Genomic DNA, 26485 nt, shown 5'->3' on the forward strand with positions numbered 1-26485 from the left:
GCCCGGACGAGTTCGAGCCAGGCCGCGCACGAGCAGTTCCCCGGCTTTGAGTTCAGGCTGGCCGGTGAGGTGGACGCCAACCATCACATCGCCCGCTTTAGCTGGGAGCTGGTGTCCAGCGCCGACGGCTTGGCGCCGGTCGCCGGTTCGGACGTGGTCACCCTGGCCGAGGATGGCAGGGTCGCCTCCGTACTCGGCTTTCTCGACCGGCTCCCTGAGACATGAGCCTTCCCCCGGGCGACCGTCGACAAGGGAGCTGCTCGATATCCCCGGGGGCGTCAGTCCGCTGCACCACGGGGACGCGCCCAGTCGCACGCTCGACGAGCCGCTCCAGCTCCTCACCGGCCCCGCGCACGCGCTGGCGGGCGCCCGGTCGGTGACCGTCGCCCAGCTCGCCGGACACCGGATCTGGATGCCCGGCATCGTCCCCGGTACCGAGTGGGCCGCCTACTACGACGACCTCGTCGCCGAGTTCGCACCCACCATCGAGGCCACCGGCCCCAACTTCGGCTCCGACGCGCTCCTCGACACCGTCGCCGACACCCCGCCCCTGCACCGGGACAACCCCCACCCAGCGCCGGCCACCGTCCGCGCCCACCTCGCCGCCGCAGCGGCCAAGCGGCACCACGGGACAACCATCCGCAGAAGCGGTGCGCGCGGCGGTGCCGGACGTTGCGGGCGCCAACCGCGGCCAGGGCCTCGCGCAGCCAGGGGGTCGGGTCGCAGTCGGGCCGCGGCCGCGCAGCTCCGAGCGCGACGAGCTGGGCCGTGGCGTACTCGTGGTCCTGCTCCCGGCGGCGGATCTTCTGCGCCGCCCGGTCGGAAGCCCGCGGGTTCCCGTTCTCGATGCGGTGAGGCCCGAACCCGACCGCGAGCGCCGCCGCAAGCCGAGGTAGCGGGCAGGGTGTGGCTTGACCTTCGACCTGAGTCGAAGGTCTACCGTCGAGATGTGAGCACGATGCGGATCTCCCAGCTCACCGAGCGCCCTGACGTTCCGGTCACCACCCTGCGCTTCCGTGCCGGCTCGGCCGAGGGCCCCGCCGCGATGAGTTCCGGCCGGGTCGCGGGTCTGTACTGGTGACCGTCGTAGGGCGTCGTACGACGCCGCCCGGCACGAGACACCACGGAGGACGCCATGACGACCACGCCGAGTGACCCGACCACCGCGCTGCCCGGCCGCCCGCCCGTCGTTGACCTGGCCACCTGGCAGGCCGCCCGGGACGAGCTCCTGGTCCGCGAGAAGGCCCACACCCGCGAGGGCGACGCCCTCGCCGCGGCCCGCCGCCGGCTGCCGATGGTGGAGCTCGACGGGACGGTCGAGGTCGTCGGGCCCGACGGCCCGGTCCCGTTCCTGGACCTGTTCCAGGGCCGCGACGAGCTCGTGGTCTACAAGCACATGTGGTACGACGGCGCGCCGCACCAGGGGCAGTGCGAGGGCTGCACCACCACGGCCTGGCACCTGAAGGACGCCGTCTACCTCAACGCCCGCGGCGTCTCGTTCGCCATCCTGACCACGGGCCGGTGGGACGAGGTGGCCTCCTACGTCGAGTTCATGGGCTACACCCAGCCCTGGTACTCGGTGCGCGACGTGGACGCGCCGGTCGGCGGCAGCATGGGTTACCTCACCTGCTTCCTGCGCGACGGCGACCGCGTGTTCCTCACCTACTCCACGACAGGCCGTGGCAACGAGCCGGTCAACGGGTCCCTCAGCCTGCTCGACATGACGCCCTACGGCCGCGGCGAGGCGTGGGAGGACAACCCCGAGGGCTGGCCCGAGGGGCGCAGCCCGTGCTGGTCCTGGCGCTCGGACGCGGACGGGAACGCCACCTGGGGCCCGACCAGCCGCCCCGTGCCGCAGTGGACCCGCCCGGGCGCGACCCCCGTGGAGACCCTCGGCAGGTACGGCCACCACCACTGACGCGCCTCCGCCGAGAGCGTCGGCAAAAGGTGTCAGGTGCCGGTCTCTGAACCTATTCGGCGCCCTCCGAGGGCCCGGAAGCCAGATCTGCTGCAGCGTGACCAGCGACCTTGGCCTGGCAATAATCGCTTGCCCGTTGGCGATCGGGGTGGATGCAATGTCCGGCATGATCACCCAGGTGCGCCCGCCACGGCGAGATGAGATGAACGCGTACCACCGGGCCTTGCCACTCCGTGATCCGGGCACACCCCAACCGAGTCGCCACACAGGAGACGCCCACGCATGAAAACGCCTCCATCGCCACCTGGAGCGGAACGGACTGACGGATCATCCGTCCAGATCGGCGCTCTCGTTCCGCTGACTCGGCCGGGCTGGGTCGAGGCAGGCCGACACTTGCTCGCCGGACTCGAGCTGGCCGTTCGCGAAGTCAATGACGCCGGCGGGATCGTCGGACGACCACTCGAGCTGGTGGTCCGAGACACCGCGGCCGATCCACAGAGGGCCGCGGCGGCCGTAGACGAATTGGCTCGCTTGGGCGTGGCCGCCTTGGCGGGGGAGTATCACAGCGTCGTCGCTCGCGCCGCTGCCGCCAGGGCCGACGCCCTCGGCCTGCCGTTCCTCTGCTCGTCAGCGGTTCTCGACGCGCTCACCGAACAGCCGACGGAATGGGTCGCGCGCCTCTCCCCGCCGCAGTCCCGCGGTTGGCAGGTCTACGCAGACTTCCTCCTCGGCGCGGGCCACAGCCGAATCGCCGTAGCAGCCCAGCCGAGTGTCTACTGGGCATCTGGGACCCGCATTCTGCGGGACTACCTCGCTCCACGCGGCGGCACCGTCATCGAACTCGACATGAGCGTGCTCAGCCCCACGGCCCTGTGCGACGAACTCGTCGACCATCGCGCGACAGCCCTCCTTCTTCTGGTCGGCCACCCGGAGCCGGCGGTGCCGATCGTCAAGTCCGTCCGCCGCGACCAGCGCCTCGCCGAGATCATGATCGGTGCTCCGGCCGGGCAACCGGAGTTCGCCGAATGGGCGACGTTGCTGGGCGACGACAGCGCCGGGGTCCCGTTCTTGCGCTACCTGCCCGAGCGCCTCAGCCCACTCGGTGCACGAGTCGAGACGGCCCTCCGTGCGCGGCTGGCCGGAGCGCCCTCCTTCGTCGCCTTCGAGGGCTACGACACGGTCGCCGTCCTCGCCGATGTGCTGCGTTCTCACGGCGCGGACCGGGCGCGCACCGCCGAATCCTGGCCGCGCGTTGCAGTCGAAGGCACCCGCGGGCAGATCCAGTTCTCCCGCACGCCAGGCATCAGCGTTTGGCAATGGGCTCGGACGCCAATCCAAGTCGTTGATCGAGATCCGGCGGAACCCGATCGCTTTCGGATCCTTCACACCGGCTGAGAGAGCACGGAGGTCCGATGGCCCAAATCTGTCCGAACTCGAGGCTGTCCATCTGTCTACGTGTCCATACGGGCTCTCAGCTTCGCGGCGGGGCCTCGACCACATTCTCAGACCGAGACTGTGGTTCAGCCGAGCCTGAGCAGTAGTTCAGTGAACTCATTCAGCATGGTGATCATGCGCGAAGCGTTCCGGGTCACCGGCGACGCAGTGCATGCGCGTGTGCTGAGGGCAGCCTTCAGCGTCGATTCCGCAAAAACGATCCGAGGGCCAGACCAGTGCCCAGCCCGATCAAGGCGCCGGCCGAGGTCCGCCATCGGTGCGATGCCCATGCGGCAGGCGTGGGAGGCGGGCTGGGAGCACGCGGAGAGTGAGCCGGTGGTCCGGCGGCGACAGCGCGCGCGTGCTCCTCGCCCACGACGGTCACGAACCGGCGACCGATACGGCTCCCGGACGAACCGGCGATCCACGACGTCTGAGCCCTGCCCCAGTAGTCGCGCCCGGCCTCCCCGGTGAACATCCCGGAAAGCATGTCCCGAAGCAGACTCTCGGGAATCGTCCCGATTTCGAAGCCCATCCACGCATAGTTCATCATCAGATCGGCATAGACATGCCGTTTCTGCTCCTCCGGCTCGACGATGTCCGTGTGGCCCCAGACAGGCTGGAAGAGCGCCATGTCGTCAAGCTCCAACCGGACCAGTTCAAGGTAGTAGCTGCGAATCCCCTGGATCTGCTCCGCCCTGGCCTGCCGGTTCTGAACGATCAGTGACACCGCGACGCCGGCCAACGCCAGCGCCGAGACGATCGCCGACGTGAAGCCGTACGCGGCACCGATCTGACTCAACCGGTTCCAGTCCACGCCCTTGGAGCCGGACATCTCCTCCAGCACGAAAGGCGACAACAGCACCACCGTCAGTACAATCGCCGCAGCAGCGACCAGCCCCAGAACCTTGGCCATCCGGCGAGCCACCGATGCTGCCCCCGCCGGACGATGACGAACTATCAGGTCAATCACCCCCAGGCCGGCCTGCCCCTGTGACTAGGCCGAGCCTGGGCAGCCTACTTCCGACGGGACAGCCCTCAGTCGGGCGGGCTGTTGGAAGCTGAGTGCTGACTGGTCCGACACCATGGTGCGCAGCCAGGCGACGTCTGCCGGGTCGGTCAGGGAGGGCGCGAGTACCCGGTGTCCGGCCGACGTCAGCAGTGGGACTACCCGGTCCCAGCAGCGCCCGTCGTGCCAGACACCGTGCACCAGCAGACCGGCGGACATGGTTACGGCCGCTGTGTTCCCCTCCGTGGTCGGCCGTCGACGCTGCCGTCGATGTCGTGAAGGCGCCTCGTAACGCGTGGAGCCCGATCCGGCGTTGTCCCCTCTGCCAGGCCGCCGGGGCACTAACCTGTCCTCGATCAGCGACGACGCCTGCCCGGCCGCGGACCGTTGCGGGGGAGCGGGCTGGGGGATCATCGGTCGCGGGGGGATGCATGGCCGACGAGAAGCAGCGGGACCACGGCGGGGGAGACGTTGCGGGGCTCCGGGCCTGGGCCGCCGTCGCCGTTCGCCAGGCGCACGAGCTGTGGCCTCACGCGCGGAAGAATCCGCAGCTGCCCGGGTTGCTGCTCGTGACCGAGCATCTGTCCACTGTCGAGAGGCTGTTACCGGCGGAGGACCCGGCCCGGGCGGCCGTTGTGCCCTGGCTGGGGCTGCTGATGAAGGCGCGGCTCAAGGGCCGGCCGCACGCCGATCCGCGGGAGCGGGCGGCCGCCCTGAGCCATCTCCGGTGGACCGACCGTGCCAGGCCGCTGGACGACCGGCTCGCCATGATGGCCCGGGGCAACCTGGCCGAGCTGCTCATCCCGCCGGGCATTCCTCCGGAGGCGCGCGACGGCTCGGGGCCGCCCGCCCTGGCCGCATCCCTGCGGGAGCAGCTGACCGAGGCCCTGAACGTTCTCGCCCGCATCGTCGCCGGGGACCTGACGACGCGGGAGAGCATGGTGGCCGTCATGGAGAGCGTCGCGACGATGCTGTCCTCGCTCCCCGGCCCGCCCGGGGGGAGTGCGCCGTCTCCGCCCCAGGAGGGCAACGATGGTGAGGAGGAGGCGGCGGCCCCGGCTGGTGTGGTGCCCCGCGGGGAGCCCGTGGAGGAGGCGCTGGCCGCCGCCGTCCAAGGGGTGCTGGATTGGGCACGCCGGGAGGCGGTGCGTTTCGCACGCCTGCTGGAGTGGCTGTGCGTCACCGTGAACGAACCCCGGGTCGCCACGGCGGACGCCGGCCGGGAGCTGGCGGATCTGGGCCTGGACAAGCCGGAGTTCGCGCCGCTGCACGAGCTGCTCGCCGCCCTGAGATCGGGCGGGCAGGATCCCCGGTCGCTCGTCGAACGCGTCCACAGAGCCGCGCAGGCAGCCAGGGAGGTGTTGCTCGCCCTGCCTGCGGACGCGCCTGAGCGGATCCGTGTCGCCAAGTTCCACGCGGCCCTGCTGGTGGCTGGGAACTTCCGGATTCCCGAAACGCTGGACTTCGGCGAGGTGGACGCGGCCGCGATGCAGCCGGACCCCGACCCCGTGGCGCGTTCGGCCTGGCGGCGAGAGCTGAGCCTGGAACTGATCCTGTCCACCTCGATCGACAACCTGTGGGTATCGAACGGCGAGCTCGCGCGCGTGGAGCGGAGCGCGGCATGGCTCCGGGAGTGGATCGACGCCCTTGACGCGGACGGGGCGAAGGCCGCAGCCGCCCGGCGGTACCTGGCCATCCTCCTCGCCCATCGCGTCGCCACCGCCGCCACGCTCGGAGGCAGCCTTCAGGACGGCGCCGCCGCCCTGTCGATGGCCGAGGTGCTCTCTGCCGCCGATGAACGCGACGAAGTCCAGGCGCTGTTCAGCCTCTACACCGGGTTCCAACTGGCACGCCTCAGCCGAGACCAGGCCGCGCTGGTCCACGCGGCAGAGGACCTGATCCAGACGCTGAGCGACCGGTACGCCTCCCCTGCGCCCGACGCGGGCACACGCTTCGTCATCACCGGCATGCTGGGCCTGGCCCACAGCGAACGCGCAGCCCACACCGGAGAGCAGGCCGACCTCCGCGCCGCCGTCCGGTACCTGCGGGAGGCGGTGGAGACCGATCCGGCCACGGTCCCACCGCTGTTCGCACCGTTCTTTCCCACTACACGGGCCCAGCTGATGACCGGGCTGGCCATGGTCGACCCCCGCCGGGAGGTCATCGACCGCGCCATCGCGGAGGTCCACCGGGTGATCGAGGAATCGCGGACGGTGCCCTGGGAGGAAGCCCGGCTGCGGCTCGCCCTCGGCCGGGCCATGATCCGCGCGACCACCCACCGCAGTGACGTCAGCCTGCTCGACCCGTGCATCGCCGAGCTGAGCCGGGTCCGAGCCCTGGCCGCCGAAGGCCACGGCATGTCGTTGAACGTCGAGGTTCTGACGGAGCTGTCCACGGCCCACTGGATGAGCGTGGTGACCGGTGGCCCGCGCGCGAGTGAGGACCGCAAGGCGAGCCTGGACACCCGCCTCGAGGCACTGGAGCTGATGGCCGCCGATGTCCTGCTTCAACTCGGCGCCGAGCACGCCCTGGCGGTGGCCCGGGCCGCGACCGGCCACGTGCTGTGGCTGGCCCTGCGGTGCGCCGAGGACAGCCGCCCCGCCGAGGCTGTGGAGGCGCTGGAGCTGGGTCGGGCCCTGGTGCTCCAGACGGCCGCGGCCGCACATGGCGTGCCCCGGCTGCTGGCGGACCGGGGTCACTCCGACCTGGCCGAGCGGTGGCGGGCGCAGGCACCGCAGCATCCACTGCAGCGGAATCCGCGCGAAGGGGACCGGGTTGAGGGGGACGCGTGCGAGGGGCAGCCGGCTGAGGGGGATCCGCTTCGGCCGAGGAGAGCGGCCGTGGTGGCGGCCCCGGCCCCCGGCGCTGAGCTGCCGAGCAGCCTGCGGCGCAAGGCGCTCGCCGCACTGGGGGCGGGAAACGGCACCGGCGCACGGGAGTTGCTCGGCACCCCGGACGCCTCCGCACTGACCGCCGCGCTGGCCGCCTCGGGGGCCGACGCGCTGGTCTACCTGGTCCCCGGCGAGGGCTTCCGCCCTCACATCCCGGGACGCGCGCTGATCTTGCGCCCCGGTGGCGCCGAGCCCACCGTGCTCGCCCTGCCGCTGCTGCTCTCCCCGGGCAGCCACCAGTTGGAGCGTTACCTCGCTGCCGCCGCCGACCGAACCCGCAAGGCGGCCGACCCGGATGCGTCGGGCGCGTCGCGGGCGGCCGCCGAGACGGAATGGCGGGCGGCGCTGAGCGAGCTGTGCGACTGGGCCTGGCCTGCTGCCGTAGGGCCGGTCCTCGACTCCCTGGAACCCCTCGGCCGCCCGCCGCGGATCGTGCTGATCCCCTGCGGCCCCCTCGGCGTCGTCCCCTGGCATGCGGCGCGCAAGCACATCCCGCTGGGCGGTTACCGGTACGCCTGCCAGGACGCGGTGTTCAGCTACGCCCCGTCCGGGGCGCAGTTCCTGCGGGCCGCCGCCCGCGACCGGCTGCCCGCCGGCGGGCGCCGGGTGCTGGTCACCGACCCGCGGCTCAGCCTGGTGTGGGCCGAGGTCGAGACGGAGGCGCTGCGTTCGGCCTGCTACCCGGACGCCCGGCGCTACGGCGAGTTCGTGGCCGCCGAGGGCGTGCCGGATGCGCCGGGGAACTGCGAGGACCTGCTGGCCGTGCTGCCGGGCGGCGGTCAGCCGGCGGCTCTCGTGCACGTGTCCTGCCACGGCGTGGCCGGTCCGAGTCCTACGCGATCGGCGCTGTCGCTGGCCGACGGCGAGCTGACCGTCGCCCGGATCCTGGACCACCCCGCGGCCGCGGCGCCTGGCCCGGACGGCCCGCTGGTCGTGCTCAGCGCCTGCGAGACCGACCTGAGTACGGGTGACCACGACGAGGCACTGACCCTCTCCACCGCCCTGGTCGCCCGGGGTGCGGCCGACGTGGTCGGCTCCCGCTGGGCCGTCAACGACAGCGCGACCGCCCTGATGATGGCCGTCTTCCACCACTTCCTCACCAGCCAGGACCTCGCTCCCGCCGACGCGCTGCGTGCCGCCCAGCTGTGGATGCTCGACCCGGACCGCAGGCCCCCGCCCGGCCTGGGCAACCCCCTGCACCGCGATGCCGCCCGCGCCGACCTGAACGAGATCCACCTGTGGGCCGCCTTCACCCACCAGGGCAACCCCGCGGCACGCTGAGCCCCGCTCGCCCGGCGCCGGACGTCCCGCACCCGCCCGGGATCTCGTCAACCGCTCCCGGGCCGACTCAAGAACGGCCTCTACGGTCCGAGCCGACTCAAGAACGGTCCGGGCCCGGTTGACTGGGGACTTCGAGGAGCTGGGCTTCGAGGCCGGCGATGCGTTGGTCGGCGAAGCGGAGGGTGGAGCGGGCGCCTGCGAGCCGTTGTTGCAGGGCCCGGTGCTCCTGGGCCGGGCTGGTGGACCCGGCGCCTGAGGGTGGTGTTCTCGGTGGCGAGTTGCTGGACGGATTCGCCGGGGACCATCTGCTCGAAATACCTGAGCCGGCCCATGAGCTCCCCGATCCGCTGTCACTGAGCGAGCATCTCGTTCTGGGCGCGGGCCAGTTCCTCTTCGGCGTCGAGCGCCCTCTCCGGCCACGACGCCTCAATGCGTTCGTGCTCGTCCTGGGCGACTCGGTCGTGGCGACCTGCTGCGCTGCTGGTTGCTCCGGGTGCCGAGCCGGACGTGGAGCCATGCCACGAGCGGGACGAAGTCCGTCCGCCGCCGCACGGTTTCTGGCTTCATGCCGCTCGCCCGGACCGTGGCGCCCCTGGCTTCGAGGGCAGCCGTACTCTGCACCGTGTCGTCGATGGCCCACCCATCCGCGAGCTCGGCCGCCAGAGCCCGCAAACAGCTCGATCACGAGCCGGAGTCGTAGAGGTGTCGGCGGGGACCGGGAGGGCGAGAGGACGGGAGCGGGCCCGGCACCGTGAAGCACCGATGAAAACTCTGTGGAAGCGGTGTCAGTGAGGCCGTTTATGCTGCACCGGACGATCACGCGGGACCAGGGGAGGGCGCGGCATGTTCGGCAAGCTGTGCGGCAGGGGTGGGGAGAGACCGGCGGCTGATCCGCACGCTCTTCCCGTCCCGCGCAGACAGAAGAACGGGATGTACACGCTGCGCGCGCTCGGGGACACGAGGGTGCTCGCGCTGGTGGAGGCCGCCGACGCGGGTGACTGGGAGGCGGTCAAGGCGGCGCTGGCCCCCTTCGATCTCGGCCGCGACCACCAGGTCCTGGGCGAGCCTCGGGGGTCACGAGGCAGTTCTTACGGTCGGACTCGAACCAGTCCTCGATGTGCGCCATGGCGATCACACAGCCGATGCGATGGCCCTCGGGGGCGCCGGCGAACGCCTCACGGGCGAACGCCAGGGCCTCGCCGGGCTCGCAGCTCCAGCGGGGCTGAAGCTGCAAACGCGCGGTGAAATCCTCCCACGCCAAGCTCCGCGCTGTCGGCGAGCAGGCCAACGCCACACTCAAAGGCTGGCGCCTCCTGCGCAAACTCCGTTGCGGCACCACCCGCATCACCGACATCGTCAAGGCTGTCCTGGCCTTGCACCTCGCAGCGTCCGCATGAGATCGACGAGGCCCGCCCACAGCATGGGCAAGGAAAGTACCGACATCAACCACACCAAGGGAGCCGGCTCACCGTGGCAGAGGTCAAAGTCACCTACGACAAATCTGTGAACGCGGCGTACGTGTACTTCACCGAGCCCCACGTCCGGGTGAACTCCGCGCGCATGTACCCCTGCGACCCGGTGGGCGTCGACGGCATGATCAACCTCGACTTCGACGAGCAGGGCCGCCTCATCGGCATCGAGGTGCTGGCGGCCAGTTCAAAACTGCCCGAGTACCTGCTCCAGTCCGCGGAGCGGCTGGACACCGAAGGTGCATGAAGCAATCGAGCACGCGGCCACCCCGCCGCGCTCTGCCACAGGTTGGAAAAGGCTCAAGAACTCGTCAGCTGGTCGATCACGGAACTGCGGACAGAGCCATAAAATCCCCGGGGCCGCTCACTGTCCCCACTTGGTTGCGCAATCAACGAGGGATGTCCCCGACAAGGTTCCGGCCACTCCTGACGGACTGTCTGGCCGTGTGTGCCGACTTTAACCCGAATGCAGGCGATGTCATGGGCACTAGCGAAAGAGGATTGAGCATATAGTCCCAAATATCTCGCTGGGCACCGTCTTTCACGTCGCCTTCGAGGTCAAGACGCGTAGGCAGTCCAGCCACCCTTCCCGAATTCCGCAACCTGGACACCGACGTCCAGCCACCGGAGGTCCCGCATGTCGCTGCACCATGCCCCGCAGCCGCCGATGGCCTGCAGGTCCCGCCGCCCGGTGTACTGGAGGGCGCTCAACACTGGCCTCACTGCGGCGGCACTGCTCATGCTGGGACTGCCGGAAGCAGATGCGCAGCCGCTCGAAAAGACCACGTGCTTCGGCCGCCCTGCAACCATCACCGGCTCAGGCACGATCAACGGAACTCCCGGCCCGGACGTGATCGTCGGTTCCCCGGGCGACGATGTCATTGACGGCCTGGGCGGAAATGACCTGATCTGCGGGCTCAACGGCAACGACGACATCAGAGGCGGGCTGGGCAACGACAAGATCGACGCCGGCGCCGGTGACGACGTGGTGGGCGGGGATGTCGCGACCTTTGACGCGCCTGCCAGGGGTGGCGGAAACGACCTGCTGCTCCTCGGCCCCGGCGACGATCGCGCCAGCGGCGACAGCGTTGCCGTCGGCGGCGATGCCTCGGGAGGCGGCGACGACTGGATCGACGGAGGACCGGGTGATGACGGCATCGCGGGAGACAGCACTGCCTTCACCAGTGTGGACGGGGCATCTGGCGGCCATGCCCAGGGAGCGGGCGACGACGTCATCCTGGGGGGCCAGGGCGTCGGGGACAACCTGAGGGGCGACAGCAATGCGATCCTCGGCGCAAGCGGGAGCGGCGGCGACGACATCCTGGACCTCGGATCGGACGGCGGATTGTTCGCCATCGGGGACCACAACACCGCCACGGCAGGAGCTACGGCGACCGGCGCGGGCAATGACCGGATCACCGGCGGCAGCGCGGCCGAACTGCTCATCGGCGACAGCGCCGCGGACAACGTCACCAAAGCCGGCAAGGACGTGATCAGGGGCCGTGGCGGGAACGACCAGCTCTTCGGCGACAACACCAACGTCGACGGCACCGCAACCGTTGGTACGGCAGGCGGTCGGGACCGGCTCTTCGGCGGCGAGGGGGACGACACATTGCGGGCAGGCCCGGCCAACGACCTCCTCGACGGAGGGCCGCAAACCGACTTCTGCGATGGCGAAGCCGGCAACCACAACGTCGCCGTACGATGCGAGACCGTCGAGAACGCGGTAGGACGCTGAAGCCGCCCCCCTCCGGCCGGCAAAACCAAACGACGCAGCGCCCTCCGTCTCGGTGCGAGATCGGGGGCGCTCGCCTGTCAGATGAGGCGGCAGGGCAAGTGCGGACTGCACCGGTAACGACGGATCGTGACCACCAAGGTGGTGGGTTGCCAGCCGAGCAGCTCGTGCGCCAGCCGCCGGGTCACCGTGTTCCGCGGCGATCCTTCACAGCCGCACCGGCGGCACCACCGGTCCGGCTCGACGATTCGGCACGCCAGCACTGCACGATCCGGGTCGAGCCACTGCCCGGTGACCTCGAGGCCGAGTGCGTCGAGCCGGGCGAACGTGGTCAGGTCGGGACGGTCGTAGGTAGCGTCATGCACGTCGAGGTCTTCCCGATGGGTCCTCTACACCCCTACGCGGCCTCCTGATCTCGGCCATGCGCGCGGAGCAGGTGGTCCCCGGGGACGCCATGGCCCGAGACGACGGCATGAATGATTGGAGGCCGGATGAACTGGGCTTGTGTGGCCCTCAATGGCAGGCCTGTCGTCTGTGCGTCGACGCATCCGCGATGCATTCGCCGAGCAGTAGTGCAGCGACCGCCTCCGGGGCCTCATGCATTGCGTCGTGGCCGGTTGGGAGGTTGTGGACCTGCCACTCGGGATCGGCTTGGAGTCGGGTGCGGAGTTCAGAGAACGGCGTCCGGTCTTCCCAACCCGAGCAGTAGATGAACTCCCGACGGGGGACCTGGGCGAGCGTGCCTGTGAGCCGGATCGTTTGCAGGAACGAGGCGAGGGGATGGGGGCGACGGCGGGGATCGCCGCCGTCCGGCGGTCGGACGGCGTAGCCGGTGGTCGCAGCGCCGGCAGCGAACGCTTCCCGGTAGCGCTCGGTCGTCGACGACCAGCACGACTCGCCATCACGCGGTACGTAGGCGTCGAGATGCACCAGTCGTGAGATCCGGCCGCCGGCGCGATCGGCGGCGGCGGCGATCACCATCCCGCCGTAACTGTGGCCGACCAGCGTCGCGCTGGTGATGTGGGCGCGATCGAGGAGCCGCAATATGTCGTCGGCGTGCGTGTCGAGGTTGGCAGTCGCGACCGTCGCGTTGTCGTCGTCCGGCCGCAGACCGGTCAGTGTCAGGGCGTGAACGGCATGACCGGCACGTTCCAGCAGCGGAACCACCGCCTCAAACGACCAGGAGCCGTGCCAACCGCCGGGCACGAGGACGAACGTCGCCATGCGTTTCCCCTTCTCCCTCAAGCCGCGGCACCGAGGCACGCTGCCTCGATGAACTGTGGTTTCGGTCGGGCGCTCTGCGCGACTGAAGACCACTCCGCATGGAGGCAGTGTCACCAGATCAAGGTGTGGCTTGCTACCGATAGGATGCCAACTGATGCCTGTTCGCCGCCAACCTCGCCGGATCACCGGTGTGACGTCACATATGTGGCCGTCTGGCGGGCGCCACCTCTGGCCGTCCGGCGAAACAAGCGCGATGCAGTCGCACGCACGGGGGCACCTGGTATACGCAGCCAGTGGAGTCTTGGCAGTTCACACCGAGCGCGGCACGTCGATCGTTCCCGCCAACCGGGTTGCCTGGACCCCCGCCGGGTTCACGCACTACCACCGCGCCCACGGCGACACCGATATGCGGATCGTCTTTCTCGCGCCATCCCTCGCCCGGCTCGTACCAGACCATCCCGCCGTGTTCCTGGCCTCCGACCTCGCCCGCGAGGTCCTGCTCGCCCTGACCGGCCCCCGCAACTACGACGACGCCGCGCCTGACTACAGCCGCTCCGCGCGCTTTCGTCTCCTTCGAGTCCTCGTTGATGAACTCCGCGAAGCACACGAACAGCCACTGCACCTGCCGGAGCCGCGGGACGACCGACTGCAAGCCATTGCCCGGACGCTGTACGAGAAGCCGGCAGACAACGCCACGCTCGCCGAACTCGGGAAGACGATCGGAGCCAGCACCCGCACCCTCAGCCGACTGCTCCGCAACGAACTCGGCATGACCTTCTATCAGTGGCGCACGCAGCTACGCATCTACCACGCGCTCGTGCTCCTCGCCGACGGCCACGACACCATCCAAACCGCCTACGCCTGCGGATGGGCCAACCCCAGCAGCTTCATCGCAGCGTTCACCTACATCATGGGAACGACCCCGGGCCGCTACCGAGCCAGTCGCCAGACCACCGCCCGCGCATCTCAACTCCCGACGGTGGTCAAGTCCTCGGATTGATTCGTACTCGCACCCCGGGCCGATGTGGTCCGTGATCGGACAGGAGATGACCCCCGTGTGCCTCGCCGTTCCCGCACAACTACAGCGGCGACACCGACCATCGCGTTGACCACGCGACAAGCCAGGACCGCACGATCAGGCTCAAGGCGTTGCCCCACGACGACCAAACCGAGACTCGTCGAGCCCGGCGATCAGCCACCAAAGGATGGTGTGTTCGGATCCTTGGCATTCTCACTGCTATCGCCTGGAGAATGCGACGATGATTCTGGTGACTGGCGCGAGTGGGAACGTCGGAACGGCTCTCCTCACTCGTCTTCATGCCGACGGCGTGGCGGCGCGGCGGCTTACCGTGATCCGCACACCACGGCTCAGGTGATCAAGTCGGGCGGCCAGGCAGTGACGATCGAATCGACCATGCCGGACACGATCGGTGCTGCACTCGATGGCATAGAGGCCGTATTCCTTCTCGGCGCGACGAGCCCCGCCCAAACGACGCACGAACTCAACATGCTGTAAGCACGCACCGGATCGTAGAAGGCCGTCCGACCGCCACGGGAAAGAACCGGCGAACCGACCGCGGCCGTTGCCCACGCGCTCACTGCACTGAGCGTTCCAATGCACCCCGATGATCGGAAACCCACTGATAGGCCGACTGAACTTGCCTCACCGCCCCTGCGTCACGGAGCCGGGCCATGGCGACGTCACCCGCATCGGCCTGGGTCTCGATGCCCCGCCAGCACCGGTCCTGCCACCACAAGATCGTGGACACGAGACGTTGCCGGTCAGGCAACTCGTAGCTGTCAACAATCAGCCTCATCCGTCGGGCTGCCTTCTCGACGTCGGTGACCGAAGGGCCCAGACCGAGGTACTGCCAGCAGACATGAGCGATGTCGTGGATCCGCGCGCCCGGTGCCGCAAGGTCCCAGTCGATGAATGCCACTGGCCGAAGCTCGCCACCGCACAGCTGATAGACCGTGTTCTTGGGCGACAGGTCGTTGTGACACACGACCTCTTGATCTCCGGCCAGCGGGGTGCCGGCCGTCAGGTCATGGAACTCACGCACGAGCCGGGCGACCGTCACCAAACTCTCGTCCGATGACACAGCGGCAGGTTGTCGCGGCTCCCATGCCACGTGGCCATCGAGGTAACTGAGGACTTCACGGCCCTCGTCGTCCACACCGAGATACCGCGGAGCACCACCCCAGCCACTGGATTCAAGCAACCTCAGCAGATCACCCACGAACTTCGCCGAAGCCGGACGGCGCACCGTGTCCCCGACACGAACGACCGCATTGACGAAACCTCCAGGCAAGGACGACTCAGGCATCCGACCACCCTGCCTGACCGCTGGCTCTCACGCTCATGACTTGTCCCGACGCTTGATCCACCCCCAAGGCAACCCCGCCAGATGATCTACTCCGCAGACTCCCGCCCACGACCGGCGCGAGCACCCCGACAGACGAGCACACCAGCCCTTTGACCTGCGATGTCAAGTTGGCAGGGGCTCACTGATCATCCGGCAAAGCGTGTCGCCTTGGATGCCGGGCGGGTCGCGGTCGAGGACCACCACGTCGTACGCGTTCAGGTCGAGCTTGGCGGCGGGAGCCAGACCGCCGTGCGCGACGTCGACGGCCATCCCCTGATCCCGCAGTCCCTCGGCGACGACCTCGGCGAGCGACCGCGCGTCCTCCACGACCAGAACCCTCACGATGTCACCCTTCCGACCCGGCCGCCGACGGCAGCGCGGCCGCAACGCACAGGCCGCCCTCCGGCCGGGCCAGGAGGGCGAGGCGGCCGCCGTGGGCTGCGACGATCGACAACCCCAGGCCGGAACTCCCCTCCGATCCCGTCCGGTCGGCGCTGAGCCGCTCGAACGGCTCGTCACCGGCTACGAGTCCGCCGACGGCGAGCGGTGGGCGAAGGTCGGCACGGCGCGGCTGTCCGGGCTGCCCAGGACCGTGCAAGTCGGCCTGTTCGCCACCTCTCCCGGCGACCTGACGCTGCGACGTGTCGGCCTCGGCGGCGCCACGGAAGAGGTGCGCTTGACGCAGGCCGGCGGTGTCTTCGACCACGTCGGCCTCAAGGGTGCGGCCTCCGACCGGGGCGGTTGAGGCGAACAGCACGATCACCGTCACCGGCACCGGCGACATTGGGCCGGTAGGTACCGAGAGCGGCGGCCGTCCGGTGGAGCGTACCCTCGGCGGCCTGCCCCTCGGGCTGCTCATCGTGCTCGTGGTCGCGGCGCGGTTCCTCACCTCCGCGTACCGCCGCGGACCCACGGCCGGCGCGCGCCGGTCACCCGCCGCGAGCTCGCGGCGACAGCGATCGTCGTCGGAGCCGTCACGTTCATGACCGGTCTCCTCGCCGTCGGCCCGGCGATCCTGAAGGGGAACGGGATCCCTGTCTTCGAAATGTCCGCGCTCACCGGAGTGCGGATCGTCGTCGGTGCGGCCGCAGTGCTCGCCCTTGGTCGGAGAGGTCGACCACGGACTCGAAGATCGCCCTGACCGCTCCGGCCTGAACCTTGTGAGGGAGACTCGACGCGTACAGGGCGCCGCCGTAGAAGCGCGACCCGCCGACGCGTTCGGCGAACCGGGCCAGGAACTCCTCGGGATCGTCGTGGGTATGGGTGACGATCTGCCGGCTGAGGAGGCAGTCCTCGAGTGCGACGTTGCCCTCGATGTCGGTGAAGCTCGCGACCTTGCCGGGGGCGCCGTCGGAGAGCAGGAGCGCGGTCAGACCGCCCATCGAGTGCCCGACGACGTGGAACCGGTCGATTTCCCGCGCCCGCAGGACCTGCTCGGCGACGGAGACGAGGAAGGGGATGGAGACGGCGCCGAGGTCCGCGCAGGTGCTGGCACCGCAGCCGGGCGCGTCGTAGGCCAGGACAGGGCGGTCGGCGAGCCGTTCCTGCTGGACCACGTCCGCGTAGTCCTCCTTGGTCGAGCCGAAGCCGTGGAGGAACACCAGGGGTGTGCCGGTGCCGCCCCGGTGGAGGCCGGACACCTCGACGCGGGTACCGCTGACGGTGAGGGGGAGCGTGAAGCGTTCGAGTCTCCTGACAGGGCTCATCGGGCCTCCTGCCGCTGTTGCGCGGCCGACTCGTGCTCCGTGGGCCCGAGGGCGGTTTGCAGTCGCTCGATCGCGGTGATCAGCGTGTCGTCGTCCACAGCGAAGCACACCCGCATGCGTCCGGCGCGTTGAACGCCACGCCGGGTACGACCGCGAGATGGGCGGTGTCGAGGAGCCACGCGGCGAGGTCGGCGCTGCTGGACCATCCGCGGTCGCGGAGGAGCCCGCTGACGTCGGGGAAGGCGAACATGCCGCCGTCGGGCAGCGGGCAGTCGATGCCGCCGATCCCGTTCAGCGCGTCCACGAGCAGCGCGCGCCGTCGCCGGTAGTCGCGGGCGGCTTCTACGGGGGTGCCGGTGTCGCTCAGGGCAGCGAGGGCGGCCCGCTGGCCGACCGTCGGGACGTGGGTGATGGTGCGGGCGACGTGGAGCCGCGCCGAAGCGGTGATCTCCGGCGGGGCCGCGAGCCAGCCGATGCGCCAGCCGGTCATGGCGTGTCCCTTGGACACTCCGCCCACGACGACGGTACGGTCGCGCAGCTGCGGAGCTGCCCGCAGGATCGACCGGTAGGTCCCGGTGTAGTCGAACGTTCGGTAGATGTCGTCACTGACGACCCAGAAGCCGTGCCGCTGCGCCCAGTCGGCGATCTGCCGCAGCCGGGACTCGGGGTACACGGCGCCGGTGGGGTTGCCGGGGCTGGAGAGGATCACCGCTCGTGTGCGCGGGGTACGGCAGCGGTCGAGGGCCTCGGCCGGGACACGGAACTTCGCGTCGGTGGTGACCGGGACGGCGACGCCGCCGGCGGCGGTGACGACCTCGGCGTGCCCGGGCCAGCCGGGCGCGGGCCAGCCGGGCGCGGCTGCCAGGACCTCGTCGCCGGCGTCGATCAGGGCTTGGGTGGCGAGGAAGAGGGCGTGCTTCGCGCCGAGAGTGATCTGGACGTCGCCCGCGTTCCAGGGGAGCCCGGTGTCACCGGAGATGGCGGTGGCGACGAGCGCGCGCAGGGCGGGGTCGCCCTGGGCCGTTCCGTAGTGGTGGGTGGCGGGGTCGTGGACGGCGGCGACGGCGGCCTCCACGACGACGGCGCCGGCGGCCGCCTGGGGTTCTCCGGCGGCGAGCGTGATGACGTCCGCGCCCCGCGCCCGCAGTGCTTCGGCCTTGGCGGCCACGGCGAAGATCGGGTTGTCCGTCATCGGTGTCGTCACCGCCCGGCAGCTTCGAAGTTGTTGTACAGGTCGAGGGTGGTGCGGCCTTCCCGCAGCTGCTTCACCAGCTCGTTCTCGCGGGCCAGGCGCGCGTCGGCGCGGTCGAGGATCTCCTCGGCGCCGGCCGAGGGAAGGGCTACGACGCCGTCGACGTCACCGACGACGAGATCGCCGGTGTGGACCGTGATGCCGCCGACCGTGACGGGGCCTCCGAACACGCCGCGGAAGTCCTTGCGGGTGCCGAGGATCGCGTTGTTGCGTGAGAAGACCGGGAAGCCGAGGCCCTTGATCTCGTCGGCGTCGCGGACGCCGCCGTCGATGAGCAGGCCCGCGATCCCCCGGTGCTGGGCGGCCACCGTGAGGATCTCTCCCCAGTGGCCGAAGCGGGCGCCGCCGAGGTCTGCGACCAGGACGGACCCGGGCGGGGCCTGGAGCACCGCGTGGTGCAGGGCGAGGTTGTCACCTCCGGCGCCCTGCACGGTGAACGCCGGACCGCACAGTCGGGCACCGGCCCACAGCGACCGCAGCTCGGGGGAGAGGGCGATGCCGGGCTTGGACGCCTCCAGCAGCGTCGCGCTGGAGTGGCCGCGGACGTGGTCGTTCGTCCTCACGAGGCGTCCTTCCGGGTCTGGAGCGAGTGGTAGCCGTGCCGCGCCCGCGCCTCGGCGAGTGGGGCGCCGCAGCGGACGGCCTCGACGATGGCCTCCTCGACGCGGTCGATACGGTGGGCGATGTCCGCGACCTCGTCCCAGCGGGCGGCCGGAACGACCACGGTGCCGTCGTCGTCGGCCACGAGGATGTCGCCGGGGTGGATGAGGACGCCATCGATGGTGACGGAGGTCTGGACCGCGGCCACCCGGACGCGGTCCTTGCCGGTGCGCATGAACCGGGAGATCGACCAGATCGGGTAACCGGCGGCGGTCGCGACGGCGACGTCGCGGCAGGTGCCGTTCATGACGGTGCCCGCGATGCCCCGCTCGTGGGCGGTCTGGCTCATGATGCCGCCCCACACCGTGCAGTCGGTGCGGCCGGCGTTGTCGATCAGGATCACCGCGCCAGCGGGCACGTCGTCGAGGAAGTCCCCCACCGTGCCGCCGGCCTCGTCGACCGGTTCGTAGGTGACGGTGAAGACCGGGCCGACGGTCCGCTGGCCCTGGCGCAGGGCGCCGATGCCGTGGAGGGATCCGGGGAGCCCGAGCGAGTCGAGGGCGTCGGAGACCGACGCGGTGGACAGGTCGGTGGCAGGGTTCGCGGTGGCGGTGGGATCACTCATCGGACCGACTCCTTGTCTCCGGCGAGGCGGGCGTCGTGCATGGCCTGGGAGAGGGGCGCGCCGGCGCGCCCCTCGTCCGCGATGGCGCGCTCCCGGGCGACGATCGCGGTCGCGAGCTGCGCCACTTCCTCGGCTCGGGCCAGCGGGACGACGACGAGACCGGTCTCGTCGGCGAGGACGACGTCGCCCTGCTCGACCGTGAGCCCGGCGACGCTGACCGGCTCGCCAGTGGAGTGCTGCTGCAACCTGCCCCGCGCCGTGGCCGGGATCGAACCCCGCGAGAACACCGGGAAACCCAGCTCACGGGCCTCCGTCACATCGCGGCACACGCCGTCGGCGACGACACCGCGAACCCCGCGCCGGGCCGCGCCCAGGCTCAGGATGCCGCCCCCGGCACGACACGTCGGTGCGGCCCTGGTTGTCGACGACGATCACGCTCCGGTCGTCCGAACTCTCGACGGCCGTGGTGGCGATGTGGGCTCCGGCAGGGCCTTCGGCACGCGGTTCGAGACCCACGGTGACGGCGAATCCCACGACGGCCGCGGGACCCCATACCGGACGGATGCCGCCGACTCCGGAGGGAAGCCCGAGCTGGTCGAGCGCTCTCTCAGTAAGAGGCTGTGCGAATCATGGTCGAGATCCGTCAGGCCCGGTATTTCGTCGCGGTCGCCGAAGAACTCCACTTCGGCCGTGCGGCGCAACGGCTGCAGATGTCCCAGCCGCCGCTGTCCCAGGCGATCAAGCAGCTCGAACAGCAGCTCGGCTGTGAACTCCTGCACCGCACCCAGCGGTCGGTCGCCATCAGCCCCGCCGGAGCCGTGTTCCTGGACCACTGCCGCGCGCTGATCCGGCATGCCGAGGAGGCGGAGACCGCCGCCCGGCAGGCCGCGACCGGGCGTGGCGGACGACTGAGCCTGGGCGCCGTCGCATCGGCCTTCTCCTGGCCCCTGCCGCTCGTGCTGGAGCAGTTCCACGAGGCTGTGCCGGACGTCGAGATCCGCACCCAGGAGATCGACACCCACGAGGCCGCGGCGGGGCTGCTCGACCGCTCGCTCGACTGGGCGATCGTGCGCCAGACCGCCCCGGTGCGCGGCACCACGGCGACCTCGCTCTTCGCCGACCGGTTCGTCGCGGCCCTGCCGGCCCACCACCCCGCCGCCGAGGCCACCGGCCCGTTGGATCTGGCGGACCTCGCGGGCGGCCCATGGGTGTGGCTGCACCGCCACATCTCGCCCGACTACCACGACGCCATGGCGACCATGTGCCGAGCGGCCGGATTCAGCCCCGTCCCGGCGCACTGGGCACGATCGGTGACCTCGCAGATCGCCATGGTCGAGTGCGGGCTCGGTGTCACCGTCGTGCCCGCCGCGGCATCCGCGTCACGCCCCGCTGTCCGTTTCAGACCGCTCCGCCACACGACGGCGACCATCGAACTCACCGCCATGACGAGATCCAGCCCCGGTGCGCTGGCCGAACGCCTCACCGCCATCGCGACGCAACTGATCACGGCACAGGCACCGCCGCCGCACGACTGACTCCGTATGGCGGACAAGCTGGTCCTGACAGGGAGGAGCTCGGTTCAGTGGAGGACCCAACACTCAGTACTGGCACATGATGACCGAGCCCAAGGGTGGCCTGACGCTGCCGGTGAGCCAGAGCCGCAACTCTTCGAGTGGGGCGTCGCCGCATTCCGCTTCAGGGCCGGCGGACTGATCCCGGCTGTGCGGAAGCTGATGACCGCCGATGCCTACGGCCTCTGCCGCCTGACGGCCCGCTCCACGCGCACGACGAATGGGTGGCCGCTTTCGAACGGGCGGGGGCCACGCTCGCCGACCTCGCCACCCGTGGTGCCCTCGGGATGCATCGGCGGCGGATGGGCAACTAAGGTGGATGTACATACCCATCGGGAGCTTGAACAAGGGCGGAGGCTGTGTCGGCCGCCCCACGGCCCGAACGCATCACCGCACTCTTCAGCTCCCGCGCCCCTCTCCATGCGCTTCTCGGATTTCCCAGGGAGCATTCCCATGGCTGGTCAAACCACCCCAATCGTCCTCGAACCCGAGGCACAGGAGCTCGCCGACGCAACCTCGCAACACCCGTTCCTGTTCGAGCTGGATCCGACGGCAGCGCGCAAGGTTCTCGACGACCTCCAGGCCGCGCCAGTCGACAAGCCGCCGGTCGACGAGGAGTGGGTCACCGTCCCGGCGGCCGTGGGCGATGTTCGGGTACGCATCGTCAAGCCGCAGGGCGCCACGGGAACGCTGCCCGTCGTGTTGTACATGCACGGCGGTGGCTGGGTGCTGGGCAACGCCGGTACTCACGACCGCCTGGTGCGCGAGTTGGCGGTAGGCGCCCGTACGGCAGTGGCCTTCGTGGAGTACACGCCGTCGCCCGAGGCGCACTACCCCGTGGCCATCGAGCAGGGCTACGCCACCGCGCAGTGGATCGTCCGCGAGGGAGCGTCCAAGGGTTTGGACGCACAGCGCATGGCGGTAGCCGGGGAATCGGTAGGCGGGAACATGACCGCCGCACTCGCCCTCATGGCCAAGGAGCGCGGTGACGTCACGTTCATACAGCAGTCGATGTACTACCCGGTCACGGATGCGGCCATGAACACCGGTTCCTACGACCAGTTCGCCACCGGGTACTACCTGAGCCGCGAGCTGATGGAATGGTTCTGGGACGCTTACACGACCGACCCGGACCAACGCGCGGAGATCACCGCGTCTCCCAACCAGGCCACCATCGAGCAGCTCTCCGGTCTGCCGCCCGCCTTGCTGATCGTCGACGAGGCCGACGTGTTGCGCGATGAGGGCGAGGCGTACGCCTCCAAGCTCCGAGCAGCCGGCGTTCCGGTGACCACGGTGCGCTACGACGGCACGGTCCACGACTTCATGATGCTCAACTCGCTGAGTCAGTCCAAAGCAGCCCGCGGAGCCATCGACCAGGCAACAGCGTTCCTGCGCAACGCCCTTGGAACCGCCGAAGCCTAGACTCCGGGCGCCTCTTCGCAACAGGCCGCTCCGCAGCCTCCGGTACCAACGTGTTGAGGAGAAGGTCGGCTGGTGGCCGCGCCCCGGCACGCGGACGTGGCACTGGTGACCGGACCGGTAACCCGGAACATGGCCGAGCCGCTGCGGCGCACGGTCGCCGCGATGGGCCGGCCGCGACTGGTGGTGGCGGTGGGGGACTGCACGGTCGACCGCGGCGGGTACGGCGTCGAGGGCGCGGTCTCCGGTGTCGTACCGGTGGATCTGGCCTTGCCTGCCGGCCGGACTCGGACTGCCGCACAGGGTGCGCATCCCGGTCGTCGGGTTCTGACGTCAGGTGTGGGGTACTGGGTGGTACGGCGGGCGTGGCTGCACCGGGCGGAAGCCGGTGGGCGGCCGTCTACCCCAAGCTGTTGCCACTGGCCGGGGCGCATGTGGCGGTGGATGCGCCGGCAGGGGCTGTTCATGGCGGTGGCGGGAGCCGTCGTAGCCGCGGGCGCGGTGTACGGCGTCGGCTACGCGGCCGGGCACGGCGCGCACGGGATCGGGTCACGGTCGGCGCAGACGGTGCTGCCGTCGTTCGCGCTCAGCCTGGTGCTCGTGCCCGTGGCGGCATCGGTGTCCACGTTCCTGATGCTGTGGGAGCTGATTGGCGCCTGGAAGTGTCCTGTTACGGCCGTGGACCGCGCATCCGACCGCTCACGAGGGCGGTTCCGTTCCGGCCTGCTCGCTCACCAGGTACCGCGCGTACCAGTCCGGCCAGTCCGGGTCCTCCGCACCGATGCGCGCCTCGTGTTCACCGTGCGCCGCGGCTGCCTGCCGCAGGGCGCTCGCCAGGTCCTCGGCCGAGTCGAACGACGTGGTCGTGGGATCCAGCCGTCCCGGAAGCCGTGTGGTGACCTCCTGCAGGAGCCAGCCGTTGCCGTCCGGGTCACTGAACGACAGGAAGGAGGCATAACTGCCGCGTTGTGGATCAGGACCGGGTACCCGGGCATCAGCGCCGGCGTGGTGGAAGACGCCGCCTGCGTCGTGAAAGACATCGCTCGGGTCGGCGCCGCGCTGTATCAGCTCGTCGTGGGCGGCCTCGATGTCGTCGACGACCAGGTGCAGGCCTCGAGCCGAGCCCGGGGCCTGATCGGTGACCGATCGGCCGAAAATGACCGACGCCGGGGAACCCGGAGGGGTCACCTGCACCACCCGGAAGTCACCGTCAGGGGCGATGTCCGCGTCGAGCCTCCAGCCCAGCGCCGTGTAGAAGTCCTTGGCCCGGTCGACGTCGGACACCGGCACCACGACGACCTCGAGTTTCATGTCCATGGCTTGCGCCTCCCGTCTCGGAGGGGATAGTGGCGACGGCCGGATCCGCGGCGGCGCCGGGCTTACAGGACGCATCCCACGGCTCTCGAAACGCGTTGCGAGCGCCTCGTCTCACGCCCAGCCCGGCAGTGCCCTGACGCCCTGTCAAAACGGGCTGTGCCGTGTTCCAGCTTAGACACGCGTTCGATCGGGCCGCATGTGGACGCTCGCCCACTTCGCCGGCGGCGGATCACGAAAGGCGCCGGACGAGGCGGTGCTGCCCGCGGGAGCCCGCGCGCTCGACGGCCGACTGCGGCCTGGGCCGAGGGCAGTGGACGGTCAGTGTGCGACGAGCTGCTGGCCGCCGTCGATGTCGTACGTGGCGCCAGTGAGGGCGCCGTTGGCCATGATATGCAGTGCGAGAGCGGCGACATCCGCCGGTCCGACCACCCGGCCAATGGGCAGCGTGTTCCTCAACTCCTCACGTCGTGACTCGAGTTGGTCACCCAGGAGGGAGGCCGACAGCGGTGTGTCCACGAACCCGGCCGCGATGAGGTTGACCCGGACAGGGGCGACCTCCAGTGCCAGGTTGGCAGTCAGCGCCGGCAGCGCCGCGGTGAGGGCGCCCATCACGGCCATCCCGACTGCGGGCCGTCGACCGCCGGTGCCGCCGATGAACAGCAGCGTTCCCCCGGCCCTGACCTTCTCCCGGCTCGCCCGCGCCACCGCCAGCATCATCGCGATACGCCCCCCGAAGTCATGCCGGGCCTCGGCCAGGTCGAGTTCGGCGATGGGGGTGTACGACGGGCTGCCCGCCGTGACCATCACATGGTCGACCTGCCCGGGCAGCTCTCCGAGAAAGCGCTCCAGGCGGTCAATGTCCTGGGCGTCGAACGCGGCTGTGCTCAGCGGGTTCAGCTCGTCCGCCGCCCGCTTGAGGCGTTCGGCGTTGCGCGCCACGAGCACCAGCTCGCCGCCGGCCGCACGCACCTGTCGCGCGGTCTCCAGACCGATGCCCGCGCTGCCTCCCACCACCACGACCGTCTGCCCGACCAGCCCTCCGCGCGCTCCACCGGCTCCTTCATCGGTCCCCTTCACCGGGGTCACCACCCTCAGAACACGGTTTCCGTACGTCCCTCCGTTCGCCCCGTATGATCGCCTCCACTTCTTCTGGGCGCCCGTTCTCCTGTTGTGCTGCCCGGCGCATTACGGGGAGCCCTTGCCGGACCCGCTGTTCACGATGCCGACGAACTCGTCTGTTGTGAGGATGGCGTGGGCGTACAGGGGCGCGTTGAGCTCGAATGTTGCTGTCATCTCCGCCCAACCGAAGGAGGCGATGGCGTCGCGGATGAGGGTCACGTGGTAGCCCAGCTCCTGACCGAAGCGTGCGGTGGTGTCCACACAGGTGTTGGCCCGCATACCGATCAGAAGGATCTTCCGGATGTGGTGCTGCTTAAGCATTAAGTCGAGGTCTGTGTTCGCGAAGCCGCTCGAGGCCCAGTGCTGGCGTATGACGGGCTCGTCCTCGCGAGGGTGGAAGTCGGGGTGCCACTCGGCCCCCCAGCTGCCCTCGGCAAAGGTCTGATGGGCCACGATGCGCTGTTGGGTCGGGGACAGGTGGTCCCACGTGATGTAGTCGTTCGGCGTCGTCTGGTGGTGGGGCACGATGAAGACGCGAAAGCCCCGGTTGCGAGCCGTGGCGAGCGTGGTGCGCATGTGGTCGAGCAGGCCCACGCCTTCCGCCACTTCCTTTGCTCGGGGCCAAAGCTTGCCGCCTTCGGAAAGGAAGTCGTTGTACGGGTCGACGATCAAAAGAGCAGTTTCATTCTGGGAGTACGGCGCTTGAGAAGTCATGAACAGTTCCCATCTGGTCAGCGAACGGATCGCTCGCTGCTGGGATGCAAGATGGAGTGGACGGTCAGGGCAGGCCCAGGTGCTCTGGTGCAGACTGCCGACTCGAGTTTCAGTCTGTCACTCGTCCGGCTGAACGGCATCCGTACCGGCGGTACCCAGCCAGGTGAACTGGACCGGCCGTTGGACTGAGTGCCTGCGGCGACACCAGCTGGAGCGCCTACAGCGACCTCTACAAGGCGCTTCGCGGCCTCTAGCCGGTCGGGTGGGCGTCTGGGGGCGTTGGCGGTCGGTTGCGGTCGAAAGTCGCTCTGGTTCGCTGCTGTACGGCATGAACCGTGCGGTCCCCGGGGACGTGCCGCTGCCGAACGGGACGTACGAGAGGACGCTGTCCGTCACCCCGGCTGACGGCGTCGGCGCGCCGCTGCAGGTGAGCGGCTCGGTCCGGTTCGAGGCCGACACCCCAGTGCGTCACGACCACATCGGCGCCGACGGTTTCGGCGACCTCCTCACCCTCAACTCCTCAGGCCTGACGACCTTCCACCAGGGGACGGGCAAGGGCACCTTCTCCGGGAAGGCCTCGGGGGACGGCTGGTCGACGAAGGCGGTGGCCGTGCCGTTCGGCGACCTGGACAAGGGCCGGTGCAACGACGGGCTGGTGCGTATGGCCGACGGTTCGCTGCGCGGCTACAAGGCCCCCTCCGGCAACGACCTGAGTACCCGGACGCCGTACACGAAGCTCGGCACGGGCTGGAACGCGTACGACGCTCACCTCGCCCGGAGACCTGACCGGGGACGCCCGGGCGGACCTGCTGGCGCGCAAGGCGTCCACGGGTGA

The 26485-nt window shown here is 70.0% G+C and carries 23 protein-coding genes and 8 pseudogenes; 17 read left to right on the top strand and 14 right to left on the bottom strand.

What is annotated here, in order from left to right:
• Positions 1-21 precede the first annotated feature (21 nt).
• From CRP49_RS35295 to CRP49_RS35310, 5 genes and pseudogenes are all read left to right on the top strand, one after another.
• A pseudogene (locus CRP49_RS35295) lies at positions 22-225 on the top strand (nuclear transport factor 2 family protein); the annotation flags it as partial.
• Positions 212-616, top strand: a pseudogene (locus CRP49_RS48285) (hypothetical protein); the annotation flags it as partial. The pseudogenes CRP49_RS35295 and CRP49_RS48285, both read left to right, overlap by 14 nt.
• A gap of 333 nt (positions 617-949) precedes the next feature.
• Complete coding sequence (locus CRP49_RS48290) at positions 950-1081, top strand: hypothetical protein (RefSeq protein ID WP_257033725.1); 132 nt, start codon at positions 950-952, stop codon at positions 1079-1081.
• 54 nt (positions 1082-1135) lie between these two features.
• Positions 1136-1918 (top strand): DUF899 domain-containing protein, encoded by a 783-nt coding sequence (locus CRP49_RS35305; RefSeq protein ID WP_097256975.1) that lies wholly within the window; start codon positions 1136-1138, stop codon positions 1916-1918.
• A gap of 282 nt (positions 1919-2200) precedes the next feature.
• Positions 2201-3313, top strand: coding sequence for an ABC transporter substrate-binding protein (locus CRP49_RS35310; RefSeq protein WP_097256976.1), 1113 nt, complete (start codon positions 2201-2203; stop codon positions 3311-3313).
• A 235-nt stretch (positions 3314-3548) separates the two neighbouring features.
• Here the strand turns inward: CRP49_RS35310 and CRP49_RS35315 are convergent, their stop codons facing one another.
• Together CRP49_RS35315 and CRP49_RS48295 are read right to left on the bottom strand one after the other, a co-directional pair.
• A complete protein-coding gene (locus CRP49_RS35315; RefSeq protein ID WP_097256977.1) occupies positions 3549-4268 on the bottom strand; it encodes a DUF6082 family protein in 720 nt (239 codons plus the stop codon).
• A 177-nt stretch (positions 4269-4445) separates the two neighbouring features.
• A pseudogene (locus CRP49_RS48295) lies at positions 4446-4580 on the bottom strand (alpha/beta hydrolase); the annotation flags it as partial.
• Between the two features lie 212 nt (positions 4581-4792).
• On the opposite strand from CRP49_RS48295, the gene CRP49_RS35325 reads away from it, so the two are divergent.
• The 5 genes and pseudogenes from CRP49_RS35325 to CRP49_RS35350 all read left to right on the top strand — a co-directional run bounded on the left by CRP49_RS35325 (position 4793) and on the right by CRP49_RS35350 (position 11740).
• The gene (locus tag CRP49_RS35325; RefSeq protein WP_097256978.1) at positions 4793-8533 is read left to right on the top strand and encodes a CHAT domain-containing protein; all 3741 of its coding nucleotides are present in this window, start codon (positions 4793-4795) and stop codon (positions 8531-8533) included.
• A gap of 843 nt (positions 8534-9376) precedes the next feature.
• Positions 9377-9598 (top strand): annotated as a pseudogene (locus CRP49_RS48300) (hypothetical protein); the annotation flags it as partial.
• A gap of 167 nt (positions 9599-9765) precedes the next feature.
• Positions 9766-9930: pseudogene (locus tag CRP49_RS35340) on the top strand (IS5/IS1182 family transposase); the annotation flags it as partial.
• Positions 9931-10003: 73 nt separating this feature from the next.
• A complete protein-coding gene (locus CRP49_RS35345) occupies positions 10004-10249 on the top strand; it encodes a DUF2283 domain-containing protein (protein ID WP_097256979.1) in 246 nt (81 codons plus the stop codon).
• A 390-nt stretch (positions 10250-10639) separates the two neighbouring features.
• A complete protein-coding gene (locus tag CRP49_RS35350) occupies positions 10640-11740 on the top strand; it encodes a calcium-binding protein (protein WP_107487126.1) in 1101 nt (366 codons plus the stop codon).
• Positions 11741-11844: 104 nt separating this feature from the next.
• Here the strand turns inward: CRP49_RS35350 and CRP49_RS35355 are convergent.
• Positions 11845-12102 (bottom strand): annotated as a pseudogene (locus tag CRP49_RS35355) (ISL3 family transposase); the annotation flags it as partial.
• 148 nt (positions 12103-12250) lie between these two features.
• Positions 12251-12961 (bottom strand): alpha/beta fold hydrolase, encoded by a 711-nt coding sequence (locus CRP49_RS35360; protein ID WP_097256981.1) that lies wholly within the window; start codon positions 12959-12961, stop codon positions 12251-12253.
• A 253-nt stretch (positions 12962-13214) separates the two neighbouring features.
• Here CRP49_RS35360 and CRP49_RS35365 point away from each other — a divergent pair, with 253 nt between their 5' ends.
• Together CRP49_RS35365 and CRP49_RS47090 are read left to right on the top strand one after the other, a co-directional pair.
• A complete protein-coding gene (locus CRP49_RS35365; RefSeq protein WP_218892981.1) occupies positions 13215-13961 on the top strand; it encodes a helix-turn-helix transcriptional regulator in 747 nt (248 codons plus the stop codon).
• A 372-nt stretch (positions 13962-14333) separates the two neighbouring features.
• On the top strand, positions 14334-14477 hold the full coding sequence (locus CRP49_RS47090) for a hypothetical protein (RefSeq protein ID WP_179851852.1): 144 nt from the start codon (positions 14334-14336) through the stop codon (positions 14475-14477).
• A gap of 79 nt (positions 14478-14556) precedes the next feature.
• Here CRP49_RS47090 and CRP49_RS35370 read toward each other — a convergent pair whose 3' ends face one another.
• On the bottom strand, positions 14557-15288 hold the full coding sequence (locus CRP49_RS35370) for a phosphotransferase (protein WP_097256983.1): 732 nt from the start codon (positions 15286-15288) through the stop codon (positions 14557-14559).
• Positions 15289-15450: 162 nt separating this feature from the next.
• Positions 15451-15669 (bottom strand): response regulator, encoded by a 219-nt coding sequence (locus CRP49_RS35375; RefSeq protein WP_257033606.1) that lies wholly within the window; start codon positions 15667-15669, stop codon positions 15451-15453.
• A 1-nt stretch (position 15670) separates the two neighbouring features.
• On the opposite strand from CRP49_RS35375, the gene CRP49_RS47095 reads away from it, so the two are divergent.
• The gene (locus CRP49_RS47095; protein ID WP_179851853.1) at positions 15671-16072 is read left to right on the top strand and encodes a hypothetical protein; all 402 of its coding nucleotides are present in this window, start codon (positions 15671-15673) and stop codon (positions 16070-16072) included.
• A 310-nt stretch (positions 16073-16382) separates the two neighbouring features.
• Here the strand turns inward: CRP49_RS47095 and CRP49_RS35390 are convergent, their stop codons facing one another.
• The 5 genes and pseudogenes from CRP49_RS35390 to CRP49_RS35410 form a co-directional block, all read right to left on the bottom strand.
• Entirely contained in the window at positions 16383-17033 is a 651-nt protein-coding gene (locus CRP49_RS35390; protein WP_097256984.1) for an alpha/beta fold hydrolase, read from the bottom strand.
• A 79-nt stretch (positions 17034-17112) separates the two neighbouring features.
• Positions 17113-18225 carry an aminotransferase class I/II-fold pyridoxal phosphate-dependent enzyme gene (locus CRP49_RS35395; protein ID WP_097256985.1) on the bottom strand — a complete coding sequence of 371 codons (1113 nt, stop codon included), beginning with the start codon at positions 18223-18225 and terminating at the stop codon, positions 17113-17115.
• 8 nt (positions 18226-18233) lie between these two features.
• Positions 18234-18848 (bottom strand): RraA family protein, encoded by a 615-nt coding sequence (locus CRP49_RS35400; RefSeq protein WP_097256986.1) that lies wholly within the window; start codon positions 18846-18848, stop codon positions 18234-18236.
• Positions 18845-19510 (bottom strand): RraA family protein, encoded by a 666-nt coding sequence (locus tag CRP49_RS35405; protein WP_097256987.1) that lies wholly within the window; start codon positions 19508-19510, stop codon positions 18845-18847. Before CRP49_RS35405 ends, CRP49_RS35400 begins: the two co-directional genes overlap by 4 nt.
• Positions 19507-19902: pseudogene (locus tag CRP49_RS35410) on the bottom strand (RraA family protein); the annotation flags it as partial. The pseudogene CRP49_RS35410 and the gene CRP49_RS35405, both read right to left, overlap by 4 nt.
• Positions 19903-20139: 237 nt before the next feature.
• On the opposite strand from CRP49_RS35410, the gene CRP49_RS35415 reads away from it, so the two are divergent.
• The 3 genes and pseudogenes from CRP49_RS35415 to CRP49_RS47100 all read left to right on the top strand — a co-directional run.
• The gene (locus tag CRP49_RS35415) at positions 20140-21045 is read left to right on the top strand and encodes a LysR family transcriptional regulator (protein WP_097256988.1); all 906 of its coding nucleotides are present in this window, start codon (positions 20140-20142) and stop codon (positions 21043-21045) included.
• Positions 21046-21534: 489 nt separating this feature from the next.
• Complete coding sequence (locus CRP49_RS35420) at positions 21535-22503, top strand: alpha/beta hydrolase (protein WP_097256989.1); 969 nt, start codon at positions 21535-21537, stop codon at positions 22501-22503.
• Positions 22504-22575: 72 nt separating this feature from the next.
• Positions 22576-22764, top strand: a pseudogene (locus tag CRP49_RS47100) (oxidoreductase); the annotation flags it as partial.
• Positions 22765-23199: 435 nt separating this feature from the next.
• Here the strand turns inward: CRP49_RS47100 and CRP49_RS35430 are convergent.
• The 3 genes from CRP49_RS35430 to CRP49_RS35440 all read right to left on the bottom strand — a co-directional run bounded on the left by CRP49_RS35430 (position 23200) and on the right by CRP49_RS35440 (position 25650).
• Positions 23200-23817, bottom strand: coding sequence for a VOC family protein (locus tag CRP49_RS35430; RefSeq protein WP_097256990.1), 618 nt, complete (start codon positions 23815-23817; stop codon positions 23200-23202).
• A 318-nt stretch (positions 23818-24135) separates the two neighbouring features.
• Positions 24136-24894, bottom strand: a complete 759-nt coding sequence (locus CRP49_RS35435) for an SDR family oxidoreductase (RefSeq protein ID WP_097257719.1) — start codon at positions 24892-24894, stop codon at positions 24136-24138.
• Positions 24895-25002: 108 nt separating this feature from the next.
• On the bottom strand, positions 25003-25650 hold the full coding sequence (locus CRP49_RS35440) for an isochorismatase family cysteine hydrolase (protein ID WP_097256991.1): 648 nt from the start codon (positions 25648-25650) through the stop codon (positions 25003-25005).
• Positions 25651-25978: 328 nt separating this feature from the next.
• Between CRP49_RS35440 and CRP49_RS35445 the strand changes: the two genes are divergently transcribed.
• A complete protein-coding gene (locus tag CRP49_RS35445) occupies positions 25979-26485 on the top strand; it encodes a hypothetical protein (RefSeq protein ID WP_097256992.1) in 507 nt (168 codons plus the stop codon).

The organism is Streptomyces sp. Ag109_G2-15 (assembly GCF_900215565.1).
GTDB lineage: Bacteria > Actinomycetota > Actinomycetes > Streptomycetales > Streptomycetaceae > Streptomyces > Streptomyces diastatochromogenes.